20 protein-coding genes and 1 pseudogene are annotated in these 19,412 nt (G+C 64.9%); 12 read left to right on the top strand and 9 right to left on the bottom strand.

Annotated elements, in window-relative coordinates; genetic code table 11:
* Positions 1–2: 2 nt before the first annotated feature.
* The 8 genes from ABIB90_RS15215 to ABIB90_RS15180 all read left to right on the top strand — a co-directional run bounded on the left by ABIB90_RS15215 (position 3) and on the right by ABIB90_RS15180 (position 7,414).
* Positions 3–449 (top strand): hypothetical protein, encoded by a 447-nt coding sequence (locus ABIB90_RS15215; protein WP_354128861.1) that lies wholly within the window; start codon positions 3–5, stop codon positions 447–449.
* Between the two features lie 79 nt (positions 450–528).
* Positions 529–813 (top strand): hypothetical protein, encoded by a 285-nt coding sequence (locus ABIB90_RS15210; protein ID WP_354201017.1) that lies wholly within the window; start codon positions 529–531, stop codon positions 811–813.
* 9 nt (positions 814–822) lie between these two features.
* Positions 823–2,244, top strand: coding sequence for a TolC family protein (locus tag ABIB90_RS15205; protein WP_354201016.1), 1,422 nt, complete (start codon positions 823–825; stop codon positions 2,242–2,244).
* A gap of 13 nt (positions 2,245–2,257) precedes the next feature.
* Positions 2,258–3,595 (top strand): copper oxidase, encoded by a 1,338-nt coding sequence (locus ABIB90_RS15200; protein ID WP_007600558.1) that lies wholly within the window; start codon positions 2,258–2,260, stop codon positions 3,593–3,595.
* Between the two features lie 35 nt (positions 3,596–3,630).
* The gene (locus tag ABIB90_RS15195) at positions 3,631–4,089 is read left to right on the top strand and encodes a cupredoxin domain-containing protein (protein ID WP_354201015.1); all 459 of its coding nucleotides are present in this window, start codon (positions 3,631–3,633) and stop codon (positions 4,087–4,089) included.
* An 11-nt stretch (positions 4,090–4,100) separates the two neighbouring features.
* On the top strand, positions 4,101–4,403 hold the full coding sequence (locus tag ABIB90_RS15190; protein WP_354201014.1) for a copper-binding protein: 303 nt from the start codon (positions 4,101–4,103) through the stop codon (positions 4,401–4,403).
* Positions 4,404–4,777: 374 nt separating this feature from the next.
* Positions 4,778–6,919, top strand: coding sequence for a flagellar biosynthesis protein FlhA (gene flhA / locus ABIB90_RS15185; protein WP_219685354.1), 2,142 nt, complete (start codon positions 4,778–4,780; stop codon positions 6,917–6,919).
* A gap of 294 nt (positions 6,920–7,213) precedes the next feature.
* Entirely contained in the window at positions 7,214–7,414 is a 201-nt protein-coding gene (locus ABIB90_RS15180; RefSeq protein WP_007600553.1) for a hypothetical protein, read from the top strand.
* Between the two features lie 997 nt (positions 7,415–8,411).
* On the opposite strand, the gene ABIB90_RS15175 is transcribed toward ABIB90_RS15180, so the two are convergent.
* The 5 genes from ABIB90_RS15175 to fliI form a co-directional block, all read right to left on the bottom strand.
* Complete coding sequence (locus ABIB90_RS15175; RefSeq protein WP_007600550.1) at positions 8,412–9,371, bottom strand: helix-turn-helix transcriptional regulator; 960 nt, start codon at positions 9,369–9,371, stop codon at positions 8,412–8,414.
* A gap of 351 nt (positions 9,372–9,722) precedes the next feature.
* Positions 9,723–10,778 (bottom strand): anti-sigma factor, encoded by a 1,056-nt coding sequence (locus ABIB90_RS15170; protein WP_354201013.1) that lies wholly within the window; start codon positions 10,776–10,778, stop codon positions 9,723–9,725.
* Between the two features lie 37 nt (positions 10,779–10,815).
* Positions 10,816–11,361: a sigma-70 family RNA polymerase sigma factor gene (locus tag ABIB90_RS15165; protein WP_007600547.1), complete on the bottom strand. Its 546-nt coding sequence runs from the start codon at positions 11,359–11,361 to the stop codon at positions 10,816–10,818.
* Between the two features lie 179 nt (positions 11,362–11,540).
* On the bottom strand, positions 11,541–11,960 hold the full coding sequence (gene fliJ, locus ABIB90_RS15160) for a flagellar export protein FliJ (RefSeq protein ID WP_007600546.1): 420 nt from the start codon (positions 11,958–11,960) through the stop codon (positions 11,541–11,543).
* 121 nt (positions 11,961–12,081) lie between these two features.
* Positions 12,082–13,407, bottom strand: coding sequence for a flagellar protein export ATPase FliI (gene fliI / locus ABIB90_RS15155; protein WP_007600545.1), 1,326 nt, complete (start codon positions 13,405–13,407; stop codon positions 12,082–12,084).
* Positions 13,408–13,822: 415 nt separating this feature from the next.
* On the opposite strand from fliI, the gene ctrA reads away from it, so the two are divergent.
* The 4 genes from ctrA (at position 13,823) to ABIB90_RS15135 (ending at position 16,647) form a co-directional block, all read left to right on the top strand.
* A complete protein-coding gene (gene ctrA, locus ABIB90_RS15150; protein ID WP_007600544.1) occupies positions 13,823–14,524 on the top strand; it encodes a response regulator transcription factor CtrA in 702 nt (233 codons plus the stop codon).
* Positions 14,525–14,690: 166 nt separating this feature from the next.
* Positions 14,691–15,095 carry a DUF350 domain-containing protein gene (locus ABIB90_RS15145; protein ID WP_007600543.1) on the top strand — a complete coding sequence of 135 codons (405 nt, stop codon included), beginning with the start codon at positions 14,691–14,693 and terminating at the stop codon, positions 15,093–15,095.
* Between the two features lies 1 nt (position 15,096).
* On the top strand, positions 15,097–15,483 hold the full coding sequence (locus ABIB90_RS15140; protein ID WP_007600542.1) for a hypothetical protein: 387 nt from the start codon (positions 15,097–15,099) through the stop codon (positions 15,481–15,483).
* 3 nt (positions 15,484–15,486) lie between these two features.
* A complete protein-coding gene (locus ABIB90_RS15135; RefSeq protein ID WP_007600541.1) occupies positions 15,487–16,647 on the top strand; it encodes a glutathionylspermidine synthase family protein in 1,161 nt (386 codons plus the stop codon).
* 50 nt (positions 16,648–16,697) lie between these two features.
* Here the strand turns inward: ABIB90_RS15135 and ABIB90_RS15130 are convergent, their stop codons facing one another.
* From ABIB90_RS15130 to ABIB90_RS15115, 4 genes and pseudogenes are all read right to left on the bottom strand, one after another.
* Entirely contained in the window at positions 16,698–17,570 is an 873-nt protein-coding gene (locus tag ABIB90_RS15130; protein WP_354201012.1) for a CheR family methyltransferase, read from the bottom strand.
* Positions 17,567–18,763 carry a protein-glutamate methylesterase/protein-glutamine glutaminase gene (locus ABIB90_RS15125; RefSeq protein WP_354201011.1) on the bottom strand — a complete coding sequence of 399 codons (1,197 nt, stop codon included), beginning with the start codon at positions 18,761–18,763 and terminating at the stop codon, positions 17,567–17,569. Before ABIB90_RS15125 ends, ABIB90_RS15130 begins: the two co-directional genes overlap by 4 nt.
* 75 nt (positions 18,764–18,838) lie before the next feature.
* Complete coding sequence (locus ABIB90_RS15120) at positions 18,839–19,204, bottom strand: response regulator (protein ID WP_007600538.1); 366 nt, start codon at positions 19,202–19,204, stop codon at positions 18,839–18,841.
* A 73-nt stretch (positions 19,205–19,277) separates the two neighbouring features.
* Positions 19,278–19,412 (bottom strand): annotated as a pseudogene (locus ABIB90_RS15115) (chemotaxis protein CheW); the annotation flags it as partial.

The following is a 19,412-nucleotide window of genomic DNA, read 5'->3' as shown; positions in this document are numbered from 1 at the left end:
GAATGTTGCTGCGATTGACACGATCGATGCGGATCAGGGTGGGGCGTGTGATTGCCCTTGCCTATTTGTTCTGCGTGCTCGCGCCGGCCGCAAGCCTCGCCTGGGGTAGCGGTCCAGCACCGTGCCTCGACGACGCGCTCCTCGCCGATCTCGTGCCGGTGCATCACCAGATGCAGGCCGGCCACACGCATGACGGCGCCTCGCATGACCACGCCGGGCCGCATGCGCATCACCAGACCGCCGCGCAGGACGCGCCCGCCGTCCCTCATCATCACGACGGCAAGGGTACGCCGGGACCGTGCTGCGCGATGATGTGCGTTAGCGCGCTGCCGGCCGACCTGCCCAGCGTCGTAAAGCCGCTTCAGCCGGTTTCCGCCTGCTCGCCCGAGATCGTGGCCAGCCTGCACAGCGCGGCGCCGCCCCTGCACTACCGCCCTCCCATCGTCTGATCTGACGCGCGACGACGTCAGGCCGAGCGCGCACCCGCGCGCCCGAACCTGTGGTCTCCAGACAGATCAGGGATGACTCATGCTTACGCTTACCGGGGCGAAGTCCGCCGCTGCATCCGCGGCGCGGGGACGACGCTTTCGATTCCATTGGCCGCTGCTGGCCGCGACGGCATTGGCGCTGTCCGGCTGCGTGCCGGCAACGACACAAGTCGCGGGCGCTGATCCTGCCGATCCCGCGACCAAGGTCGCGCGCGCCGGCTATCATTCGACGATTGCGCCCTACACCAGCCTGCGGCCTGCGACGCCGGCACCATGGCGCGAGCGCAACGAGAACGTCGCGCCGCAACCGAAGCAAGACCGGTAGGAGCGCGTCATGACACACCGTCTCGCGCCAAGCCTGCTCGCTCTTGCCTCGCTCGGCTTGTCGGGCTGTGCCGCCTTCTCGCCCGACAGCGGCATGAATGCCGTCTCGGAGCTGACGAGCCAGACCCTCAAAAAGGATGTCGCCTTCGTGCGGACGGCCGAGGGAGCCGGCGCGGTCGACGCGCGCGTTCGCCAACTGCTGTCGCGAACACTCAACCCCGAGACCGCCGTGCAGATCGCCCTGCTCAACAACAAGGGGCTTCAGGCCGCCTATAACGAGCTGGCGCTGGCCGAGACCGATCTCGTCGAGCAGAGCCTGCCGCCCAATCCCGTGTTCTCGGTCTCGCGGATCTCGGGCAACGGCGCCAGCGAAATCGAGCGTCAGGTCGTCGGCGACATCCTCGCGCTCGCCACGCTGCCGTTTCGTTCGGAGATCGCCCGCGACCGTTTTCGTCAGGCGCAATTGCGCGCGGGTCTGGCGACGTTGCGGCTTGCCGCCGATGTCCGCCGCGTCTATTGGCGCGCCGTGGGCGGCAACGAGATGGTGGCGTTGCTGACGGATGCGAAGGCGACGGCGGAATCGACCGCACAGCTCGCGGTCAAGCTCGGCGAAACGGGCTCGATCAACAAGCTCGATCAGGCTCGTGAACAGGTGTTTTACGCCGAAACCACCGCCGACCTTGCCACCGCGCGACAGACGGCGACGAGCGCGCGCGAAAAGCTGGCGCGCCTGATGGGACTTTGGGACGGCGGCCTCGACTTCCGCCTGCCCAACCAGCTGCCGCCGCTGCCGCGCCGGCCGCAGGCTTTGCCGTCGATTGAAGCCGACGCGGTCGCCCATCGCATCGACCTTCAGATCGCGCGGCTCGAGCTGACCGCGCTCGCGAAGTCGCTGAACCTCACGGAGGCGACGCGCCTCGTGACGCTGCTCGATCTCGCCGGCATCTCCCGCCGCACCCGGGATCCGGAAGGCGCGCCGTTCCGCGAACGCGGCTTCGACGTGCAGTTCCAGATCCCGATCTTCGACGGCGGCGAGGTGCGGGTGCGGCAGGCGGCGGAGACCTACAATTTCGCCTTCAATCGGCTGACCGAGCGCGCCGTGAACGTACGCTCCGAGGCGCGCGATGCTTACCGGATCTATCGCTCGGGCTACGACATCGCCAGCCACTATCAGCGCGAGATCATCCCCTTGCGAAAGATCATCACCGAGGAGATGCAGCTCCGCTTCTCCAGCATGCAGGTCGATATCTTCGCGCTGCTCAACGAGGCGCGGCAGCGACTTGCGTCGCTGCGCGGTGCAATCGATGCGAAGCAAAGATTTTTCCTTGCCCAGTCCGACTTGCAGACCGCCGTCAATGGCGGCGGCGCGCCTGCTGACAGCGACAGCTCAACCACTATCGCCGCGGCAGCGCCTGCCGATGGCGGCCATTGACATGGAGGCCAACATGTTTTCCCGCCGAGGATTTCTGGGCAGCGCCGCGCTCGCCGGCGCATCCGTCGTCAGCGGCCGCGCGCAGGCCGCCTCGATTCCGGAAGCCCCGCACATGGACAAGGCGGTGATGCAAGCGCCGCTGCATCCCGCCGGTGGGCCGGACTATCGCCCCGTGGTCACGCTGAACGGCTGGTCGCTTCCGTTTCGGATGAACGGCGACTGGAAGGAATTCCATCTCGTTGCTGAGCCCGTGGTGCGCGAATTCGCCGAGGGCATGAAGGTGAATCTGTGGGGCTATAACGGCCAGTCGCCGGGACCGACGATCGAGGCCGTGGAGGGCGACAAGGTCCGCATCTTCGTGACCAACAGACTGCCCGAATACACCACCGTGCACTGGCACGGCATGATCATTCCCAGCGGCATGGACGGTGTCGGCGGGCTGACGCAGCCTCACATCCAGCCGGGAAAAACCTTCGTCTACGAGTTCGAGATGAAGAAGAGCGGGACCTTCATGTACCACCCGCATTCCGACGAGATGGTGCAGATGGCGATGGGCATGATGGGCATGGTCGTCGTGCATCCGCGCGACCCGAACTTTCGGGCCGTGGACCGCGACTTCGTCTTCGTCATGAGCACCTATCGCGTCGATCCCGGCACCTATCTGCCGCAGGTCAACGAGATGACCGACTTCAACATGTGGACCTGGAACGCGCGCGTGTTTCCCGGCATCGATCCGCTGCCGGTCAGACTCGGCGACAAGGTGCGCGTGCGCATCGGCAATCTCAGCATGACCAACCATCCGATCCATTTGCACGGCCACAGCTTTGCAGTGACCTGCACCGACGGCGGCTGGATTCCGGAGAGCGCGCAATATCCGGAGACAACCACGGACGTACCGGTCGGCGCTGTCAGGGTGTTCGACGTGCTCGCCGACAACCCCGGCGACTGGGCGTTCCACTGCCACAAGTCGCATCACACCATGAATGCGATGGGACACGACATGCGCAACATGATCGGGGTGTCGCGCAAGGATCTCGCCAGGGCCGTCGGCAAGCTCGCGCCTGACGGCATGGCGATGGGCTCGACCGGCATGGCGATGGGCAACATGGAGATGCCCGCGCCCGACAACACGCTGCCGATGATGACCGGCACCGGCCAGTTCGGCCCGATCGAGATGGGCGGCATGTTCACGGTGATGAAGATCCGCGAAGGCCTCGCGCGCGACGATTATCGCGATCCCGGCCCCTACCAATTCCCGCAAGGCACCGTCGCCTACGAGGTCACGCCGCCGGCCCCGGAGCCCGTGCGCCAACAACCAGGCGGGCCGCCGATGAAGAACATGAAGATGTGAGCGTTTCGATGAACCACCACCAACTGGAGATACCAATGAAGACGACGATCAAGCTCGGTCTGGCGCTGGCCGCGCTTTCCACCGCGCCGGCCTTTGCCCACGACCAGCACGGGCACGGCACCTTTTCGGCCGGCGAGCCCGGCGATTCCAAAAAGCCCGCGCGCACCATCGAGATCCTGCTGAACGAGATGGACTACACCCCCGCGAGGATCGAGGTCAAACGCGGCGAGCAGATCCGCTTCGTGCTGCGCAATGTCGGCAAGGAGGACCATGAATTCCTGCTCGCCACCACCAAAGAGAATCTCGCGCATGCGGTGGAGATGAAGAAGCATCCGCACATGGAGCACGACGATCCCAACGGTGTCAGGCTCGCGCCGAGCAAGACAGCCGAGATCCTCTGGAAGTTCAGCAAGGCCGGCACGTTCGAATTTTCCTGCCTGATTCCCGACCACCGCGACTACGGCATGGTCGGCCACGTCACCGTGAAGCAATAAAGGAGAGTCCCATGAACCGCATCATTCGTATCGCCGCAGCGCTGGCGCTGACCGTCGGCCTTGGCACAGGTGCCTTCGCGGCCCAGGGCGCCGCGATCAGCGGCGAGGTCAAGAAGATCGACGAGGGCGCCGGCAAGATCACGCTCAAGCACGCGGCCGCGAAGAACCTCGGCATGGATGAACCCATGACCATGGTCTACCGCGTCAAGGACCCGGCCGTGCTCAAGCAGGTGAAGGTCGGCGACAAGGTGACTTTCGAAGCCGAGGAGGCGGCTTCGGGGTACATGGTGACCCGGATGGAGAAGGCGAAGTAGGCTGCCTCCACAATGGTCATTCCGGGGCGCGCCTCTTGGCGCGAGCTATGATGCGCAATTGCGCATCTGAGAATCCATTTCCCCACGACGCCTGCGGCACGATGGATTCCGGGCTCCCGCTTCGCGCGCCCCGGAATGACGGCGTTAGAGCCCGAAATACCCCGGTCAGCCCCCATGCCGCACCCGACATTAACCCTTTGCTAACCATACACCCGGCAAGAATTGCCCAGTGGAGTCGAGTGTCGTCAGCCGCGTAGAACGGGGGGTGCCCTGTGGACGCCAGTGCGGTGCCTCACTTTCGGAACGGCGGCCCTTCGGCCGTCGGGCAGACGTTTGGGGCGCGCGGACGGCAGTCGCGCGGAGGGGCAGCTACTATGGTCGACGTCACCGCGGGACAGGGCGTAGGCGGCACAAACGCCGGTTTCCCCACCCTTGCCGAGATCGGCAACATCCTCAAACGCGGCGATATCGCGCTGGCGCTCGGCGTCCTCACCATCCTGGTGGTACTGATCCTTCCGCTGCCCGCGATCGTGCTGGACCTGTTCCTGGCGATTTCAATCACGCTCTCGATCCTGATCCTGATGACGTCGCTGTTCATCCAGGCGCCGCTGGAATTCTCCGCTTTCCCGACCGTCCTGCTGATCTCGACCATGCTGCGGCTGTCGCTCAACATGGCCTCGACCCGCCTGATCCTGTCGCACGGGCACGAGGGCACGGATGCCGCCGGTCACGTCATCGAGGCCTTCGGCAGCTTCGTGATGGGCGGCAATTTCGTCATCGGCATCATCGTCTTCGCCATCCTGATCATCGTCAACTTCGTCGTCATCACCAAGGGTTCGGGCCGCATCGCCGAAGTCGCCGCCCGCTTCCACCTCGACGCCATGCCCGGCAAGCAGATGGCGATCGACGCCGACCTCTCCGCCGGACTGATCGACGAGGCGGTCGCCAAGCAGCGGCGCAAGGATCTGGAGGACGAGAGCGGCTTCTTCGGCGCCATGGACGGTGCCTCCAAATTCGTCCGCGGCGACGCCATTGCCGGCCTTCTGATCGTCTTCATCAACGTCGTCGGCGGCATGATCATCGGCGTGGCGCAGCAGGGCCTGTCCTTCGCCGACGCCGGCCGCAGCTACACGCTGCTGACCGTCGGTGACGGCCTCGTCACTCAGGTGCCGGCGCTGATCGTTTCGACCGCGGCCGGCCTGCTGGTCTCCAAGGCCGGCGTGTCCGGCGCCGCCGACAAGGCGCTGATGAAGCAGTTCTCCGGATATCCGCAGGCGCTCGCGATGTCCGCGGCGGTCATGCTGGTGCTGGCGGCCCTGCCGGGCATCCCGACCATCCCCTTCCTGGCGCTCGGTTCCGGTGCCGGCGCGCTCGCCTGGCACGCCCGCAACCGCAATCGGGCGACTGCCAGGGCTGCCGAAGTTGCAAAGACCGCACCTGCGCCGGGAACGCCGGGCGCAGCCGGCTCCGCTGCGGCGGAGGAGCCGATCTCCGCGGCGCTGAAGATCGACGACCTCAAGATCGAGCTCGGCTATGCCCTGCTGCCGCTGGTCAACGGCCCCGACGGCACCGACCGCCTCACCGAGCAGATCAAGGCGCTGCGCCGCTCGCTCGCGATCGAGATGGGTTTTGTGATGCCGGCCGTGCGCATCCTCGACAACGTCCAGCTCGAAGCCAACACCTACATCATCAAGATCAAGGAGGTCGACGCCGGCACCGGCAAGATCTGGCCGAACCAGTTCATGGTCATGGACCCCGGCGGCAGCCAGGTGCAGGTGCCCGGCATCCACACCACCGAGCCGACCTTCGGCCTGCCCGCGACCTGGGTTGATGCCAGCCTCAAGGAGGAAGCCTCGCTCAAGGGCTACACCGTCGTCGATGCCGCGACCGTGCTCTCGACCCACCTCACCGAGCTGCTCAAGGCCAACATGTCGGACCTGCTCTCCTATGGCGAGGTGCAGAAGCTGCTCAAGGAGCTGCCGAAGGAGCAGGGGGAGCTGGTCAAGGACATCGTGCCCGGACAGGTCACCGTCTCCGGCATCCAGCGCGTGCTGCAGCTGCTGCTCGCCGAGCGCATCTCGATCCGCGACCTCTCGACCATTCTGGAAGGCATCGCGGACTCGCTCGCCTTCTCGCGCAATCCGGCCACCATGGTGGAGCACGTCCGCGCCCGCCTGGCGCGGCAGATCTGTGCGCAGAACACCTCCTACAGCGGTTATCTGCCGCTGATCGCGCTCTCGGCGCGGTGGGAACAAGCCTTTGCCGAATCCATTATCGGCCAGGGCGAGGAGCGCAGCCTCGCGATGCAGCCCTCGAAGCTGTCGGAGTTCATGACCGGCGTGCGCGAGGCCTTCGAGCGCGCCGCGCGTGAAGGCGAGGCCCCGGTGCTGGTCACCTCTGCGGCAATTCGTCCCTTCGTGCGTTCCCTGGTCGAGCGGTTCCGGGCGCAGACGACCGTGCTGTCGCAAGCTGAAATCCACCCCAGGGCGAGATTGAAAACGGTCGGAAGCATCTGATTTGCCTTAAGAAGCCGTGTGTTTTTCGGCCACAGGCAAATGGTTTTTCAGTTTCTGGCGCTTTGCCGATCAATGGCCGGCAAGGCGCCCGGCAGACACATTACAGCTTTGAAATAATTGCCAAATTGCACGATCAAGGATTGTTTTTGATCGCGGCTTCTCACGTCCTGTCACGCTCTTGTGATCGCCTCTTGGGAACGAATCCCCCCAATACTAGGTTGTTGGGCACCGGAAGCATGAACCTGCCCAAACACGCAGGCGACTACTTCGGGTAGATGGCGGCAGGAGCCTTCCATGAACCACTCGATTTACAGCGCAGATCGCTCGACCCACCTCAAGATCGTGGTTGTCGCGCTCGTTGCCGGCATCGCGGTGGCGGGCCTCGGGATCACCGCGCGTACGAGTTCAGACGAAGGCCTGACCCAGACCGCTCGCGTCATGAAGGCGGGCAAGCCGATCGCCATCACCAGCTCGAACGTTTCCCTCGTTCGCTAAGGAGATTTGAGTTTCAGGAATTCACGCGGCTCTTTATCAGCCCCCCAAAGTCGCCACGTGGATATGTAGACGACCCCAACCCCAAGTCGACTACAGAAAGCGCCCGCCCCCCACGGGCGCTTTCTCATGTCTGGGGTATGTCGTCATCGTGAGCGCACGCGCGTCCAGCTCCGTCATTGCGAGGAGCTCTTGCGACGAAACAATCCAGAATCCCTCCGCAGAGACAGGCTGGATTGCTTCGCTGCGCTCGCAATGACGGAATCTGTGGGTGGCAGCGTCGCTCTTTAAATTCACATCTCACTCGCAGACACACCTTCGCCATCTCGCGGCTTGTTCGCCCGAGCTTTGCTTCGTCGCCTCACCCCCGAATGAAAGAGGGCGCAGGGAAGACCGGGTGCCGGCTGGCACCCGCGGTCCACTGTGCGAGATTGTCGTAAGAACATTGCACAGCGGCATACAGGTGAAGCCTGAACATCCGGCCTTCCCTGCGCAGTGGCTTTACGGCTTATGTCGCGCTCTCCCCGGGGAGCGATGCACTATTGCCCCCGTCGCCTTGCGGATGGCTGATGCACGCGCCCCGGTTGGGCCGCGACATCACCGCAACGCTTGGCGCACAGACCCCGGGCGCCAGGACCACACGATTTCGCCGTACGCCGATCACACCGGTCGTGTGCGCGGCGGCTTCGCTCACGGTTGCCCGCCCTGCGAAACCCTTCGCGCCGATGTGGCCCACGTCCACCGCCGTCCGGCCCGCGTTCGTGACGATCGCGATACGCCCCTCTTCCTTGGGCCGGAGTGAGGCGAAATATACGTAATTCCGAATTTCGGTAAAGTAGAATATTTTCCGCGGCACGCGTTGACCGACAATTAGGGTGTTTTGCCCGACGGGCAACGCGATATCTTGTAGCCCGGATGAGCGCAGCGATGTCCGGGATGTCTCCGCGAGCGACCCCGGGTGTCGCTTCGCTCACCCGGGGCTACGCCTACGCGGCGCGGCTCAGGCCTCGCGCAGTTCCGACGGCGTCGCGGCAAAGCGCTTGCGGAAGGCGCGGTTGAAATAGGACAGATCGGAGAAGCCCGACGAATGCGCGATGTCGCTGATCTTGCGGGTCCTGGCGCGAGGATCGCTGAGCAGCTTGCGCGCCTGCAGCAGGCGCTGCTCCAGAACGAATTCGGTGAAGGTCGTTCCGGCCTGCTCGAACAGGCGCTGTGCCTGGCGCGGGCTCAGGCCCGAGCGCGTGGCAATCTCGGACAGGCAGAGATCGTTGCGGCCAAGTGCAGCCATCACGTCGGCGCGCATGAGATCGAGACGGGCCGCCGCATGACCTCGCCCGCGCGCAAGACTTGCATGCTCGGCGTCAGTGCCGAGCAGGAGCCCGACGAGATCGACCATGTGCTGCGCGGTGAGGCGCTGGCCGACGGCGTCGAGATGCGGCGCGTGATGGGCCGCAAGGGAGTGGTAGCGGAAGATCGTCTCGGCGACCGCGCCGTCCGAGAGCACTTGCGACAGCTTGTCCTCGGCGCGTGGACTGATGTCGAGGAGTGCGCGGCGCGGCATGCGGATGGTGGTGAACCGATCTTCCTCGGTGTGGCCCACGGTGCCGGTGATGCCCATGTCGACGAGCACCATCTGCGCGGGCGCAAGCTCCACGGCATGGCCGTTCTGCCCAACGCGGACGAGACCCGCGTGTGCCGCGATCAGGACGAGATCGTCGCTGCCGTCGGCAAGGTGGCTCTGGGTGCGTGAATATTGCGCGGAGGCGCCTTCGGGAATGGCGAGTGCGATATTGTCGACCACGCTGACTTGGAGCCGGCAATCGATGCTGTCGCCCCGGCTCGGCCCGATATCCAGGCCGCAGGCCCCGAAAGTCCGCTCGCGCCAATGTTCGAAGGCCTGGCCGTGTGGCAGCCCCGCATATTGGTGAATGAAGATGCCCGACGTTTTCGCTGCATCCATCTGATTTCTCGCCCCTCTCCGGCGCCATGCTTGGGGGCGCCGACTGCAAATTCCGGGCATTTGACGCCACGAAACGGATGGAGGTTCAAATCGGGGGAGGATTCGGCGGGAGTTGTCGGGATGCGACGGCGGGGCGGACCGTGGCGACAGAAACCGATCAGGCATTGCCACGACGATGTTGAAGCGTCCAATGCCCCCGGTGTCGTCCTGGACAAGCGAGCAGAGCGAGCGCCGATCCAGGACCCATTACCCCGGGATTGAGTGGTTGCTCACCCGTGTGGCCACGGCTCACTCTTGCAACAAGCTCTTGGGGTAATGGGTCCTGGCTTTCGCCAGGACGACAATAGAAACCTACTTCTTCGCGGGCGCCTGCGGCTGTGACGGCGGCACGGTCTCGATCAGCTTGCCGGAAAATATGGGCGCCGAGGTCGGCTGGCCATTGGGCGAGCCGCCCGCCTGCTCGACGGTGACCGCGTAGGTCGCGCTGTTGACGACGTCGGCATCGTACGAACCGAGCACCGGTCGTGCGGTGAAATCGCCGGCGCCGATCACGCCGAGCGAGCGCGGACGCGGCAGCTTGTCGGAGATCAGCCAGAGCTCGAAACTTTTGCCGGGCTCCGGTGTCGCGCCCACTTTGCGCACGGTGAAGTTCTTGGTCGCACCGTCGATGGTGAGGATGAAGGCAGGACCTCCGCCCTGGCCCTGCAACAGCGCGACATATTGCGACGACACCGGGAGCGGCGCCGGTGTCTTCACCTCGACCGTCTGGATGCGTGGCGCCGGTCGCAAACCGCCCGGGAGCGCCTCGGGCTGGAAGATCTGAAGCGACAGCGTCACGAGCAGCGCGGCCGCGAGCGCACCGACGGCGGATGCGATGGTGCGCCAGCGCTTCACGCGCCCCTCGAGCCGGATCACGTTACTGTTGTCGGCAACCGGCGGCAGTGGCGCATGCACGACCTCCGGATCCGGCGCGTGGACCTGCGGCATGAAGATCGGCACGACGTCGGGAAGCGCATCGGGCGCCGGTGGCGTCGTTTCGGGTTGCTCCGCTTCGTGAGGCTGCGGCACCGGTTGCTGCATAGTCTCCGACGGCACCGGCGGAGGGACGGTGTCGGGCGAGGAAAACTCCGGCACAGGTGGCGGCGCTGCGTCCGGCAGCGCTGGCGGATCCTGCGCAAAGCCCGTCCGCGCGAGCTCGGACCTGATGTTCTCCCACACGATCGGACGCGGCTCGATCGAGCCGACCATCTGGTTGAGGACGCCGAGCCGGAATGCCCACGCCTGCACGACATCGGCGAACGCCTTGTCCACCGCCATCATGGTCTCGACCTGCGCGCGCTCGCCGGCGTCGAGCGTGCCGAGCGCATATTCCGCGGCGAGCGCGATATGGTCCTCCGTGTAGGCCATCACTTGCGATCCAGACTCGCCCTCACCGTCCAAGCCCTCATAGCCCGAGACATTCGCGAATATCCATCATGCTGCGCCGAAGCCACGTCTTCACCGTGTTGACGGGCGCCGCGAATTTCTCCGCCAATTGCTCGCGGCTCCAGCCGTTGTAATAGGCGAGAAGCACGAGCCTCTGACGGTCCGGCTCGAGCCGGCCGATACATTCCAGCAGCCGCCTCAATTCCTCGGTCATCTCGCGCCGCGCCAACGGATCGGGGCTATCGCTTGCGACTTCCATCGCCTGCGGCTCTTCCTCGATGGAGACTTCCGTCTTCTTGCGCACGACGTCGATGGCGCGGTTGCGCGCGATCGACGCCATCCATGTGATCGGCGACGCGAGAGCGGGATTGAACTGGCCGGCGCTGTTCCAGATCTTGACGTAGGTCTCCTGAATGACCTCCTCTGCGAGATCCTGTCGGCGCAAGATACGGAGCACGACGCCATAGAGTTTCGCGCGCGTGGCGACGTAGAGGCGCTCGAACGCGGCCTGATCGCCCTGCGCCACTGCCCCAATCAGCCCGACCAGCTCTGCTGGCGTCAGCATTCAGCCCCCCGATGCGCGGCCCGTCGCATTCCGCGCAGGTCCTGGCACTCCGCCACCATAGCGCGCGACAAAGCCGACCACCAAGGGGGCGCGGCGCCCCTCTGTGGACAGGACATGCGAAAACCCGGACCTTTGAGGTCCGGGTTCTGCAAATTCTCGCAGGTCTGGCGGCTAGCGCCTCAGGCGACGGCGCCCATGCGGGCACGCATCAGGCCGATGCTGTCGAGATCGGCCTGCTCGCGGGCGTTTTCCTCGGCGCGTTCGCGGGCCTGATCGCGCTCGTCGAGGAGCTCGACCTTCTTCAGCTCCTCGAAGGCTTCGGCCAGCGCAGCCTTGGCCTCGTCGAGCTGGCCCTTCAGCTCGTCGGCCGAGCGGGTCAGGTTCTCGCGACGCTGGATGGCAGCCTTGGCATAGGTCGGATAGGCGAAGTGCGAGGGATCGTTGATCCCGGCGCGCTCCTGCTCGGTCGAGATCTCGCGTTCAAGATCGGTCGACATCCGCTGGAAGTCGGCGATCATGGTCTCGATCTGGCTGACCCGGCGGCGCTTCTCGTCGACCTGAAATTTCTTCAGGCGGATGAGGGTATCACGTGACTTCATCGACTCGTACTCCCCAGAAGTCCCTTGGCTGCACGTGGGACAACACCGGTCTCCCCACAGGCCCGACTGGGGCCAAGACCGGCTCTGCTACTCTGTGGGATGGGATGATGACCGGACAAAGTTAGCGTTCCGTTTCCAAATCACCGAGGATTTGCGCCAACTGGCGGTAGCCGTCCGCCAGCGATGCATTTTCGTCCTTGCGCTGGCGCAGGAAGGCCTCCAGCGGCTCGTGCAGGCGGATCGCCTCGTCGACCTCCGGGCTGGAGCCGGCGCGGTAGGCGCCCAGACGGATCAATTCCTCCATGTCGGCATAGGTCGCCATCACCGCCCGCGCCTTCTGGATGGTCGGCCAGAACTCCGGGTCGGCCGATTTCGGCATGGTGCGGGAGACGGATTTGAGGATGTTGATGGCGGGGTAGCGGCCGCGCTCGGCGATCGAGCGCTGCATCACGATGTGGCCGTCGAGGATGCCGCGGACGGCATCCGCAATCGGCTCGTTATGGTCGTCGCCATCGACCAGCACCGTGAAGATCGCGGTGATGGCGCCCTCGCCCAGGCCCGGACCGGCGCGCTCCAGAAGCTTCGGCAGTTCGGTGAACACGGTCGGCGTGTAGCCCTTGGCGGTCGGCGGCTCGCCCGCGGACAGACCGATCTCGCGCTGGGCCATGGCAAAGCGTGTCACCGAATCCATCAGGCAAAGGACGTCCTGCTCCTCGTCGCGAAAATATTCGGCGATCGCGAGCGTCAGATACGCGGCCTGACGGCGCATCAGCGCCGGCTCGTCGGAGGTCGCGACCACGACGACGGAACGCGCCAGGCCTTCCTCGCCGAGGTCGTCCTGCAAGAACTCCTGGACCTCGCGGCCGCGTTCGCCGATCAGGCCGATGACGCTGACCGCGGCATCGACGTTGCGCGCGAGCATCGACAGCAGCACCGACTTGCCGACGCCGGAGCCTGCGAAGATGCCCATGCGCTGGCCGCGGCAGCAGGTCAGGAACGTGTTCATCGCGCGCACGCCGAGATCGAGCGGCGCGCCGACGCGCTTGCGCGAGTGCGCCGGCGGCGGCGAATTGCGGTACGGCATCGGCGCCGGCCCCTGGGGGAGCGGCCCCTTGCCGTCGATCGGCTCACCCAGCGCATTGACGACGCGGCCGAGCCAGGCCGCGCAAGGCCGCACCTGATTTGCGGCATTGGCGATGACCGCCTTGCAGCCGCGCCGCACGCCGTCGAGACCGGCGAACGGCATCACGACGGCGTTGTTGCCGGAGAAGCCGATCACCTCGCAGGGGATGGAACGGTTGCCGCCGGTCTCGATCACGAGCCGCGCGCCGACCGACATCGCATGGATCGGGCCGGCCACCTCGACCATCAGGCCGCGCACGCCGACCACACGGCCATAAATATTGATGCCGTCAATGTCGCCGATCTGTTCGGCAAGAGCCTTCACAAGAGGGCCTTCATGAGGTGATCGCCTTCATAACCCGGGGTTTCGTGGCGAGAACCTTAAGTTTCGCCATATTTCTGAACGGCGCTTAACTTCGTGTTTACCCGCATCGTTAATCATTGCGTCACTGTCTTTGTGACTGAGCGTGGCTCCCCTTCAGAAGAAGGCTGAGTCGCGGGAGTCGGTTAGGCCCGTCTCTTAAAGTGGAACTTGAACGCAACCGGATAACGAAAGCTGCTTCGCACACAAGACCTTAGGGCGATTCGACGAAAATTGCATCTACAGGGCTTGCGTTCCAGAATCAGAATTTGTTAACCATCTGTTGTCAGGATCCGAATCAGTTGTTCAAAGGCGTTTTGTTGTGTGCCGCGAATGCGGCCGACCTGACGCCCAGGAGCGGCGACTATGGGGAACTGGCATGCGCGTTTTGCTGATTGAAGATGACAGCGCCGTCGCGCAGTCGATCGAGCTGATGTTGAAGTCTGAGAGCTTCAACGTCTACACGACCGATTTGGGGGAAGAAGGCGTCGATCTCGGTAAATTATACGATTACGACATTATCCTTCTCGACCTCAACCTGCCCGACATGTCCGGCTACGACGTGCTCAAGCAGCTCCGGGTCTCCAAGATCAAGACACCAATTCTGATCCTCTCCGGCCTCGCCGGCATCGAGGACAAGGTCAAGGGTCTCGGCGTCGGCGCCGACGACTACATGACCAAGCCCTTCCACAAGGACGAGCTGGTTGCCCGCATCCACGCGATCGTGCGCCGCTCCAAGGGCCATGCCCAGTCGGTGATCCAGACCGGTGACCTCGTCGTCAACCTCGACACCAAGACGGTGGAAGTCGGTGGCCAGCGCGTGCATCTGACCGGCAAGGAATACCAGATGCTGGAGCTGCTCTCGCTCCGCAAGGGCACGACCCTCACCAAGGAAATGTTCCTCAACCACCTCTATGGCGGCATGGACGAGCCCGAGCTGAAGATCATCGACGTCTTCATCTGCAAGCTCCGCAAGAAGCTCGCGAATGCCTCGGAAGGCCGCAACTTCATCGAGACCGTGTGGGGCCGCGGCTACGTGCTGCGCGAGCCGCATGAGGTCGAAGAGCGCATTCCCGCCTGATCAGTTTACTGCGCGAGCCCTTCGGGCTTGCTCCTCCCAGCCTGGACCCCGCCGCAAATGGCGGGGTTTTGTTTTTTGGGGACGTGAACGCGGCCTCATCGTCCTTGCGCCGTTGAACCGCTATCCTTCCCCAGCCGACGAATGGTCGCTGCACGATGGGGGAACGATGATCCTGCAATCACTCGCCGGCCTGCCCGCCTTCCTGGTCTATTTCTGCACCGGGCTGATCGCGATCGTGGCGTATCTGTTCGCCTATACCCGCATCACGGCGCACAACGAATTCCAGCTGATCCGCGACAACGATCCGGCTGCGGCGATCGCGCTCGGCCTCAGCCTGCTGGGCTTCGTGGCGCCGCTGGTCAGCGCGATCGCGCATTCGGCCAATGTGCTGGACTGCCTGATCTGGGCGATGATCGCGCTGATCGTCCAGATCGTCGTGTTCTTTCTGGTGAGAGTGCCGGTGCCGAATCTGTCGGCGCGGATCGCCGCCGGCGAACTTGCAGCTGCCATCTGGCTCGGGCTGTCCTCGCTCGCCGCGGGGCTGCTCAACGCCGCCTGCATGATCTACTGACATGGCCGACAAGCCCTCCAAAAAGGAGTTCGGCAAGCGCCGGCCGGCGGCCGGACCGCCGCCTGCACAACAGCCGGTGAAGCGCTCCGGCCACGTCGCGCTGCTGGTGATGGGCACGATCGCGGTCGGCACCACCGCCTACACGCTGATGCCGCGGCACAATTGCGAGCCCTCCCCTGTCGGCACGGACCCGGCGGTGCAAGCGAGCACCTCGTGCAGCAGCAGCCGCAGCTCCTCCGGGGGCGGCGGCGGCTCATCGCGATCGAGTTTCTTCAGCAGCGACTCCTCGAGCCATTCCTCGTCCGGAGCGTCGTCCGATTCAGGCTCCGGCGGCGTGAGCCGCGGCGGCTTCGGCTCGTTTGGCCATGGCTTCTCCGGCGGCGGCTGACCCATGCGACGCATCGTCTGCCCCGAGCGCGACGACTGGCGGCAGACCGCCGAACAATGCGGCTTCGCCTTCCACACCATCGAGGGCGAGCGCTATTGGGACGAGCGCGCCTATTACGCCTTCACGCTCGACGAGATCGAGCGTGGCATCGAGGCACCGACCGGCGAGATCGACGCGATGTGCCTGGAGCTTGCCGGCCGTGTGATCGGCGACGAGCGCCATCTGCAGCGCTTGAAGATACCGGACGCGTTCTGGAGCCTGATCGCCGAGAGCTGGGCGCGCGACGACCGCAGCCTCTATGGCCGGCTCGATCTGAAATTCGACGGCAGGGGACCGGCAAAGCTGCTCGAATACAACGCGGACACGCCGACCTCGATTTTCGAAGCCGCGGTGTTTCAATGGACCTGGCTCGAACAGGCGATCGAACGGCGCATCATCCCGTCGCGGGCCGACCAGTTCAACTCCATCCACGAACGCCTGATCGAAGCGTGGAAGCAGATTGCCGCTAGCCGCCATGTCCATCTCACCGGCACCACGGCGAATGAGGAGGACGCCGGCACGCTCGCTTATCTCGAAGACACGGCGCGCCAGGCGGGACTGGCGACCACGCTACTCGATATCGAGGCGATCGGCTGGCGCGATGATGCCGGCGGCTTCGTCGATCTCGACAACCGCGACATCGCGCTCGCCTTCAAGCTCTATCCCTGGGAATGGATGTTCCACGACGCCTTCGGCGCAAAGCTCAAGGACGCACAGACACGCTGGATCGAACCGCCGTGGAAGGCGGTGCTCTCCAACAAGGGCATCCTGCCGCTGCTATGGGAGATGTTTCCGAACCATCCCAATCTGCTGCCGGCTTTCTTCGAGGACGATCCGCGGGCAGTCGAGCTCGGCAGTTCGTATGTGCGCAAGCCGCTGCTGTCGCGCGAAGGCGCCAACGTCACGCTGGTATCAGGCGGAATGCCGCTCGACGAGCAGGCAGGACCCTACGGCGCCGAAGGCTTCGTGCGACAGGCGCTCGCACCGCTGCCGAACTTCTCAGACTTCTATCCGGTGGTGGGAAGCTGGCTGGTCGATCACGAACCCTGCGGCCTGTCGATCCGCGAGGACGAGAGCCCGATCACCGGCAACGGCTCGCGATTTCTACCGCATGCGATCTTGTGAGGTGCGCTCTTCTTCCCTTTTCCCCTCGTGGAAGAGGAGAAGAACGCATCTCAGCGCGCCGCTGCCACCTTTAACGACGGCGGCATCAATCCGCCCATCGGGCGGCCGGAGCGCGTCGGGTTGAGCTGATAGAGACCACGACGGTCGGCGATCGGGCGGAACGCATCGGTGATGCCGACGACGGATTCGGCAGCGCCGAGCAGCAGCGTACCGTCGGCTTCCAAAACCTTGGCCATGCGCTCGAAGATCACGGCCTTGGTGTCCTGGTCGAAGTAGATCAGCACGTTGCGGCAGAAGATCACGTCGAACGTGCCGAGATGGGAGAAGTCCTGCAACAGATTGAGCCGGCGGAACTGCACCATCGCGCGGATGTCGGCGTTGAGCTGCCAGACCTCGCCCGCTTGCGTGAAGTATTTCATCAGGTGCTGGATCGGCAGGCCGCGTTGCACCTCGAACTGGCTGTAGACGCCGGCCTTGGATTTCTCCAGCACCTCCTGCGACAGATCGGTAGCGACGATCTCGATGCGCCAGCCGGCGAAGGCTGCGCCCATCTCCTTCACGCACATTGCGATCGAATAGGGCTCCTGTCCCGTCGACGATGCCGCCGACCAGATGCGCAGCGACTTGCGCGCCGCGCGCGCCCGAAGCAGCCCCGGCAGGATCGTTTCGCGCAAATGATCGAACGGGATCTTGTCGCGGTAGAAGAAGGTCTCGTTGGTGGTCATCGCTTCGACCACGTCGCTCGCAAGCCGCCCGTCGCCGTTCCTGATCTTCAGCACGAGATCGGGAATCCCGCTAAGGCTCGCCTTGCGAGCCAGCGGCAGCAACCGGCTCTCGACCAGATACTGCTTGTCCGGGGAGAGATCGAGGCCGGAGCGCTCCTTCAGGAATCTGCGCAGATAGTCGTAGTCAGCCGGCGTCACGAGCGGTCTCCCGCGAACAGGCGATTGACCCGGGCGCCGATCTGGTTGAGCGGCAGGATCGCTGCGCAGATGCCGGCATTGGCCGCTGCGCCCGGCATCCCCCAGACCACGCTGGAGGCTTCGTCCTGCGCGATCACGCTGCCGCCGGCGGCGACGACGTCCTTGCCGCCACGCATGCCGTCCGAGCCCATGCCCGTCAGGATCACGGAGAGGATGGCGCCATGCCAGATGTCGATGGCGGAGGTGAACAGCGGATCGACCGCGGGCTTGCAGAAATTGACGGCGGGACCGTCGTCGAGCGCGATCGCCACGTCGGCGCCGCTGCGCACGACGCGCATGTGCTTGCCGCCCGGCGCAAGGTAGATGCGGCCCGGCTTCACCGGCTCGCCATCGACCGCCTCGGCCGCCGGCTTGCGGCTCGTGCGTGCCAGATGCTCGGCGAGAATGGTGGTGAAGGTCGGCGGCATGTGCTGGGTGATCAGCACCGGGACGCGGTCGATCACGGCGCCAAGCTCGGCGACGAGCGCCATCAGCGCCTGAGGACCGCCGGTCGATGAGCCGATCAGCAGCACCTTCGGTGCCTGGGTCGAGAACGGACGCGTGGACAGCACCGAGGACGACGACGGCGCATGCACGGCCGGAGCCGGCGCGGCAGGCCGCGCGACAACCGGTCCACGTGCGGCCGGGGCCGGGCTCGCAGGCGCCAGCGGCGGGCTCGCAACCGCGGGCTTGCGGCGAAGCCGTGCGCCGAGGTGGCGGATTTTCTGGATCAGGTCGTGGTGGAAGATGTCCGCAGCCGACGCCTCGCGCGTCGATTCCGGCTTCGGAATGTAGTCGGCGGCGCCGAGCGACAGCGCCTTGAAGCTGATCTCCGCGTTACGGCGGGTCAGCGTCGAAGCCATGATGATGACGAGATCGCGCTTCTTCGCCAGGAGTTGCGGCAGCGCCGAGATGCCGTCGAGCTCGGGCATTTCGATATCGAGCACGGCAACGTCGGGGTTGATGCGTTCGATCTGGTTGACCGCCTCGAGCCCGGTGCGCAGCGAGGCCGCGACCTCCATGTCATGCTCGGCACCGACCCAGCGCGAGATCAGACCGCGAATGACGACGGAGTCGTCGACGATCATCACCCGCAACGGCCCGGCTTCCCGCGACGAGCCCGGGGTCGAATTACCTGCGAACGCAACACTCATTTACTCACCAACTCAGACTGAAACGGTCAGTTGAAAACAAACGCCGAAGGAGCCGTTCAGCCTCCGGGCGGTCGCTCAGATAAGGCCGACTTCCTGGAATTTCGCCGTCACGATGTCCTTGTCGAAGGGCTTCATGATGTACTCGTTGGCGCCGGCGTGCAGGGCGCGCGCGATATGCGCGACGTCGTTCTCGGTGGTGCAGAACACCACCTTGGGCTGGTCGCCGCCGGGCATGCGCCGGAGATGGCCGAGGAACTCGTAGCCGTCCATCACCGGCATGTTCCAGTCCAGCAGCACAGCGTCGGGCAGGCCGCGCTTGCAGGCCTCCAGCGCCTTCTCACCGTCCTCGGCTTCGAGGATCTGGAAGTCGAGACCCTCCAGGATCCGGCGCGCAACCTTACGGATGACGCTGGAATCATCAACGACGAGACAAGTTCGCATGTGAACCTCTGCTTCTCCCCGCTTTTGCGGGGACACTTCCAATTGCAGGTACGTCGGCGGATGTGCCGGCGTATCAGGCCGCCATCATCTCGGGCGCGAGCTCGAGGACGCGGTCGACGTCGAGGACGACCATGAGCTGGCCGTCGAGACGGTGGACACCGCCGGCGAGCTTGGCCATGCGGGGGTCGAGATTGACGGGGTTTTCTTC

Origin of the sequence: Bradyrhizobium sp. JR4.1 (assembly GCF_040548605.1) — a bacterium.
Classification (GTDB): Bacteria; Pseudomonadota; Alphaproteobacteria; order Rhizobiales; family Xanthobacteraceae; genus Bradyrhizobium; species Bradyrhizobium canariense.
This window is presented reverse-complemented; position numbering and strand designations above follow the sequence as displayed.